Below are 6368 nucleotides of genomic sequence, written 5' to 3'. Positions count from 1 at the left end.
TCGTAGGCCGCCTCGGCGACGCTGCCGTCCTTGCCCACCGCGCGCACGATGCGCTTGACGCGGTCCACCTCGGTCACCGTCTTGCCCGCGTGCAGCGTGATGTGGTTCTCCTCATACCACTCCCAGCTGTTGAGCACGATCTCCTCGACCGTCTGCTCCCCGGCCAGCACCGGCGACAAGAGAATCCGGTTGTAGTTCGGATGCGGCTCGGAGCCAAACACCGTGATCTCGTACAGGTCCGGCGCTATCTTGAGCAACTCCTCCACCGCACGGACTCCGGCCATGCCGTTGCCTATGAGCACGAGTTTCATTTTTTTCATCATGGCATTCCCGAATGAAGAGTGATCAGAACGTGATCAGAAGTGGAGGGCCATCACCGCGGTGACGCCGCCTTGCGGCGCAACGGGGATCGCGATCATCGGTTCGAGCACCGAGGGCCGGCCGGTCGCGAAGGCCTGGCCCAGCGGGTTCGCCGCATCGCCGCCGACGTCGACGGTTTCCGACGCGCTGAGCACGCCATCGGCCTCCGAGAAACCGAAGCTGCGCACCAGCTTGGTGCCGCTCGCATCAGGCTCCCAGATCTCGACGCGGCGTGCGATCGGGGTCGCCAGCGCCGACAGGAACGCCATCACGTAGTTCGAGCCGTCGATGGTCGAGCACGGAATCGAAAAGCCGCGATTGATGCCGACCTTGACCGCGCCATCGGCGCGCAGAAAGCCAGAGCCCTTGCCCAGATCCGGCAGGAACACCGGTTTGTGCCGCTCCCAGGCCATGCCCGGCAAGCCGGTGCCGCGGCGGAACGCGGTGGCGCGCGAGATGAACTCGAAGGTATCGCCCGTGGTGCCGTAGTAGCCGTCGACCAGCGTCATGTCTTTCGACTCTTCAGGGTCGTTGCCCCAGAGCTCGATGGCGCCGGCATGCTCGGTGTCGTCGCCGCAGAAGATCACCATCACAGCGCTCAGGTCGGCGCCCTTGAAGATGGGCACCGCGATGCCGCAGGTCAGGCCCTCGGCCTTGGCCGCGGCGGCGCGCCGGAAGTACGAACCCTCCAGCTCTTTCAGCACGATCGGGTGGCCGGTCTCCCAGGCCTGGCCCGGCAGGCCTTCGCCGCGGCCGAAGCAGAGGTTCCTGCTGATGGCAGCAAAGCGCGTGGCCGCACCGAACAGGCCGCCGCCGAACTCGAGCAGGCTGCGGTCCTGGCTCGGCACCCAGTATTCGATGACGCGGATGAAGGTCTTCACGCGAGCGGCTCCGTGGTCTCGGCCGGCAGCTCGGCTGCGGCGGCGATCATGACGGCCGACAACGTGCCGTACGCCGTTTCCCATGCCTGGCGCACGTCCGGCGTGAAGTCGGCGCCCAGGCCCTTGTCGAGCGTGTCGATCAGCGCCACGCCGACCACTGCGTAGTGCGCCGGTTGCGCACCGTAGGCCACGTGGCGCTCGGCCAGTCGCTGCGCCACCGGCACCAGCGCTTCGAGCTTGTCGAGCTGCCGCGTCACGCTGCCCAGCATGGTCATGAGCTTGCGGCCCTGTTCGACCATGTCGCCCTTGAACAGGCCGCGCACGCCGGGTGCCAGTTCGAACAGCCGTGCGTAGAACAGTGCGGCGGCCTGCTCGGAAATCGGCGCCACCTTGGCGAAGCTGGCCTGCACCAGCTCGATCTGGTTGGGGGTCATCGGGGGCTCCTGGTGTGGGGGCGTTCGGGTCAGGCGGCTTTTTCGACGTGGCCTTGCCGCGTGTACAGGAAGTCGATCACGGCCTTGCGGTAGTGCACGTAGTGGCGGTCTTCCGCGAGTTCGACCCGGTTGCGCGGGCGCTGCAGGCTGACGGTGAGCACCTCGCCGATGGTGGCCGAGGGGCCGTTGGTCATCATCACGATCTTGTCGGACAACAGCACGGCTTCATCGACGTCGTGGGTGACCATGACGACCGTGCTCTGCGTCTTCTGCACGATGGCCAGCAGTTCGTCCTGCAGCCGCGCGCGGGTCAGTGCATCGAGCGCGCCGAAGGGCTCGTCCATCAACAGCACCTTGGGCTCCATGGCGAGCGCGCGGGCGATACCGACGCGCTGCTTCATGCCGCCCGAGATCTCGCCGGGACGCTTGTTCGTGGCGGGCGTGAGTCCGACCAGCGCGAGCGCAGCGTCGGTGCGCGCCTTGAGCTGTGCGCGGCTCTCGGTGGGTGCAAACACGCGTTCCACGCCGAGGTAGATGTTTTCGTAGCAGGTGAGCCAGGGCAGCAGCGAGTGGTTCTGGAATACCACCGCACGCTCGGGGCCGGGGCCGGCAATTTCCTTGTTGGCGCACAGCAACGCACCGTGCGTCGGCTTGGTCAGGCCTGCGATCAGGTTCAGCAGCGTCGACTTGCCGCAGCCCGAGTGGCCGATGAGCGCGACGAACTCGCCCTTGGCGACCGTCAGGTTGATGTCGCGCAGCGCCTGGAAGCTGCCCTTGGGTGTCTTGAAGGTCTGCTCGACGCCCTGGACGTCGATGAACTTTCTGTCGAGCGTGTTCGGGAATGTTTCGATGCTCATTGGAATACCTCCGTGTTGCACACTGCGGTGCGAGCTTGCTTGGGGCGGCCCGGCGCGGCGCTCATGACTTCACCTCTTCGAACGTGAATGCGGTAGCGATCTTGATGAGCGCGAATTCGAGGATCAGGCCGACGATGCCGATCACGAAGATCGCGATGATGATGTTCTTGACGTTGAGGTTGTTCCACTCGTCCCACACCCAGAAGCCGATGCCGACGCCGCCGGTCAGCATCTCGGCCGCGACGATCACCAGCCAGGCGGTGCCGACCGCAAGGCGCACGCCGGTCAGCATGTAGGGCAGAACGGCGGGGAACAGGATCTTGGTGAGGATCTTCCACTCGCTGAGGTTGAGCACCTTGGCGACGTTCATGTAGTCGCTCGGCACGCGCTGCACGCCGACGGCGGTGTTGATGATCATCGGCCAGATCGAGCAGATGAAGATGGTCCAGATGGCGGCCGGGTTGGCGCCCTTGAACACCAGCAGGCCGATCGGCAACCAGGCCAGCGGCGACACCGGTCGCAGCAGGCTGATCAGCGGGTTGAACATGCGCGACATGAACTCGAAGCGGCCGATTGCAAAGCCGGCCGGAATGCCGACCAGCGCCGCCAGGCCAAAGCCCAGCGCCACGCGCTTCAACGACGACAGCACGTTCCAGCCGACGCCCTGGTCGTTCGGCCCGTTGCTGTAGAACGGGTCGCTGAACACCTTGACCGCCTGCAGCCAGGTTTCGTAGGGGGCGGGGAAGGTGCCTGCGCTGCGGATCGCGATCAGTTCCCAGATCAGCACCAGCACGCCGAAGCCGGCCAGCGGCGGCAGCACGCGCATCCAGAACCAGCGCAGGTCGAGTGGGGCGCGTGGCCGGGGTTCATTGGCTTTCGGCGTTGCAGCGCCCGGGCTGCTCACCGAAGACACCGTCGTCCTGGTGGCGGCGGGGGGCGACGCGGCGGCGTCGAGCGGGGTGTGGAAAACGGCACTGACCATGGTCATGCTCCTCAGGCCTTGATCTTGAATCCGTCGGCATAAGCCTTCGGGTTCTTGCCATCCCAGACGACACCGTCCATCAGCTTGCTGCTGCGCATCGTGTCCTTGGGCACCGGCGTCTTGCTGGCCGCGGCGGCCTGCTTGTAGATGTCGATCTGGTTGATCTCGGTCGCCACCTTGAGGTAGTCCGGGTGATCCTTCAGCAAGCCCCAGCGCTTGTGTTGCGTCAGGAACCACATGCCGTCCGACAGGTACGGGAAGTTGACCGCGCCGTCGTTGTAGAACTTCATGAAGTTCGGGTCGTCCCAGTTCTTGCCGAGACCGTTGGTGTAGCGGCCGAGGATGCGCTGGTTGATCGCATCGACGCTGGTGTTGACGTAGCTCTTCTCGGCGATGGTTTCAGCCATCTTGTTCTTGTTCTGCAGGCCGGTGTCGATCCACTTGCCGGCTTCGAGGATGGCTGCCGTCACGGCGCGCGCCGTGTTCGGGTACTTCTTGGCGAACTCGGCCGTGGTGCCCAGCACCTTCTCGGGATGGTCTTTCCAGATGTCCTGCGTCGTGATGGCGGTGATGCCGATGCCGTCCATGATCGCGCGGTGGCCCCAGGGCTCGCCGACACAGAAGCCGTCCATGTTGCCGATGCGCATGTTGGCGACCATCTGCGGTGGCGGCACCACGATGGACTTCACGTCCTTCACCGGATTGATGCCGTTGGCGGCCAGCCAGTAGTTCAGCCACATCGCATGGGTGCCGGTGGGGAAGGTCTGCGCAAAGGTGTATTCGCGCTTGTCCGCGGCCATCGCCTTGGTCAGCGATGCACCGTCGACTGCGCCCTTGTCCGCGAGCTTCTTGCTGAGCGTGATGGCCTGGCCGTTGTTGTTGAGGGTCATGAGCACGGCCATGTCCTTCTTGGGGCCGCCGATGCCGAGGTGCACGCCGTAGACCAGGCCGTACAGCACATGGGCGAAGTCCAAGTCGCCGTTCACCAGCTTGTCGCGCACGCCGGCCCAGCTGGCTTCCTTGCTCGGCACGATCTTCACGCCGTATTTCTTGTCGATGCCGAGCACCGAGGCCATGACCACGCTGGCGCAGTCGGTGAGTGGAATGAAGCCGATCTTGACTTCCTCCTTTTCGGGCTTGTCCGAGCCTTGGGCCCAGACCGCAGCGCGCAGCGCAGGGTTGATTCCCACCGCAGCGGCAGCGGCGGTTTGAAGGACGGTGCGTCGGCTCAGCTTGAATTTCAGCGCATCGGTCATGGGGCGAACTCCGGTCAAAAAAAGAAGAGGCGAAAAACAAAAAAGGCGTCCTCACCGCGCACGGCCGGCTCGAAGCCGAGCCAGTGCGAGGTAAGGACGCCTTTGTCCTGTTCGGTGAGCGACACCCGCCATTGGATGCCGCCTGCCTGCAGACCTTCGTCGGTCTATGCGAAGACTGAAAGCAAGCAGCGTGCCAGCTGATATCGAAGATGAATTGCTATCAAATTAATAGCTGTCGGCGCCCTTGGCATCAGCGCTGGAGGCTGATCCTGCTCAAACGCCCCGGGGGGCGGCACCCCTGTTGTGCAGCGCACCAATTCAGGTGCTGCCGGGCAGGTATTCGGCCATCGACAGCACCGATTCCGCCACGTCGACGAGGCGGCGGTTCTGGTTCATCGCGGTCTGCCGCAGCATCTTGTGGGCTTCTTCCTCGGTCATCCGGCGATGTGCCATCAGGAGGCCCTTGGCGCGCTCGACCAGCTTGCGCTCGTTGAGGGTGGCGCGCACCGTGTCGAGCTCGTCGCTCATGGCCTGCAGCCGCTGCGACTGCTCCTGCAGCATTTCGAGAATCGAGCGCTCGAGCTGGTGACCATAGGGCGCGGCCGGCGCCAGTTCGGGGTCGTCGAAGAAGGTGGTGGCCCGGGCGGTGCGCGCGTCGGTGTCGGCCACCAGCTGGTCGAGCAAGGCCTGGTGCGTCTCGGCCTCGGCGCGGGCTTCGGCGATCTTGCCGGCGCAGAGGGTGCGCAGGTCGGCTGCCAGCCGTTCTTCCACCGCCTTCATTGCATCGATGCGCAGCGAGCAGCAGTCGAACCAGGTGGTGCTGAGTTCGCGGTCGAGCGTCGCACCGGCGGGCGCCGAATGCGCAACGCGGCGCAGCCGTTCGAGCTCGGCCAGCTCGGCCGCGGGCTGGCTGTGGCGCCAGACCTCGGTCAGCGCGGGGCCGGCGAAATCGGCGAACACGTTGAAGCAGCGTTCCTGGGCCGTGATCAGCTGCAGCCATTGCTGCTGGCGCAGCGGGTCGTTGCGCCCTTCGACAAAGGCCGCCGCACCGCAGGCGCGCTCCTGACCCGCGAATTCCTTGCCCTGCATGAAATTGAACATGGCAGCGAGCAGCCGCGAGATTTCGGGGTCGGTGGCGCCATCGGCGGCCTCGAACACCACGGCGAGCAGTCCGGCGATCAGCTTGGCAAACGCCGCGGTGGCGTCGGCCGCGCCGACTTCCAGTGCACCGATGCGGCGTCGCAGCACGGGCAGGGCGTCCAGCCCGGGCAACACCCAGGCGATGCGGCTGAACAAGCGGGTGCCGTTGCCGATGCGGCGGCCCTCGGTTTCGAGCCGGTCGAAGCCGGTGCGTACGTCGTGCTCGAGCCGGATGCATTCGCCGATCTGCGCGCTGCGCTGCTGCGCATAGCGCTGCCCCTGCGACGCCAGCAGCACGTTGGAGAGCCCACGCTCGCGCTGCAGCGCGTGCACCAGCCGCCCGATCGTGCCGACCAGCTCGCTGGTGCGCGCGAGCTGATCCAGCTCGTCGATTTCGCATCGGCGGGCCGCGACAAGAAAGCTCAGTCCGGATTTCATCGTGTTGGGGGGGCGAGCGC

General features: G+C 65.6%; 7 protein-coding genes. All 7 read right to left on the bottom strand.

What is annotated here, in order from left to right:
• Positions 1-320 (bottom strand): FAD-dependent oxidoreductase (locus QTI05_RS25005; RefSeq protein ID WP_286657980.1); only part of this gene is annotated, 320 nt, incomplete at its 3' end.
• Positions 321-356: 36 nt separating this feature from the next.
• The gene (locus tag QTI05_RS25000; RefSeq protein WP_286621080.1) at positions 357-1241 is read right to left on the bottom strand and encodes a GAF domain-containing protein; all 885 of its coding nucleotides are present in this window, start codon (positions 1239-1241) and stop codon (positions 357-359) included.
• Positions 1238-1675: a globin family protein gene (locus tag QTI05_RS24995; RefSeq protein WP_286621078.1), complete on the bottom strand. Its 438-nt coding sequence runs from the start codon at positions 1673-1675 to the stop codon at positions 1238-1240. Before QTI05_RS24995 ends, QTI05_RS25000 begins: the two co-directional genes overlap by 4 nt.
• 29 nt (positions 1676-1704) lie before the next feature.
• Positions 1705-2532 (bottom strand): ABC transporter ATP-binding protein, encoded by an 828-nt coding sequence (locus QTI05_RS24990; RefSeq protein ID WP_286547264.1) that lies wholly within the window; start codon positions 2530-2532, stop codon positions 1705-1707.
• Positions 2533-2593: 61 nt separating this feature from the next.
• Positions 2594-3514 carry a nitrate ABC transporter permease gene (gene ntrB / locus QTI05_RS24985; RefSeq protein WP_286547263.1) on the bottom strand — a complete coding sequence of 307 codons (921 nt, stop codon included), beginning with the start codon at positions 3512-3514 and terminating at the stop codon, positions 2594-2596.
• Between the two features lie 11 nt (positions 3515-3525).
• Positions 3526-4770, bottom strand: a complete 1245-nt coding sequence (locus tag QTI05_RS24980) for a CmpA/NrtA family ABC transporter substrate-binding protein (protein WP_286547262.1) — start codon at positions 4768-4770, stop codon at positions 3526-3528.
• A 318-nt stretch (positions 4771-5088) separates the two neighbouring features.
• A complete protein-coding gene (locus tag QTI05_RS24975; RefSeq protein ID WP_286621076.1) occupies positions 5089-6348 on the bottom strand; it encodes a nitrate regulatory protein in 1260 nt (419 codons plus the stop codon).
• Positions 6349-6368: the final 20 nt, after the last annotated feature.

Origin of the sequence: Variovorax fucosicus, assembly GCF_030316825.1 — a bacterium.
In the GTDB taxonomy this organism is placed as follows: domain Bacteria; phylum Pseudomonadota; class Gammaproteobacteria; order Burkholderiales; family Burkholderiaceae_C; genus Variovorax; species Variovorax fucosicus.
Note: the sequence above shows the minus strand (reverse complement) of the source record. Positions and strands in the feature narration are given on the sequence as shown.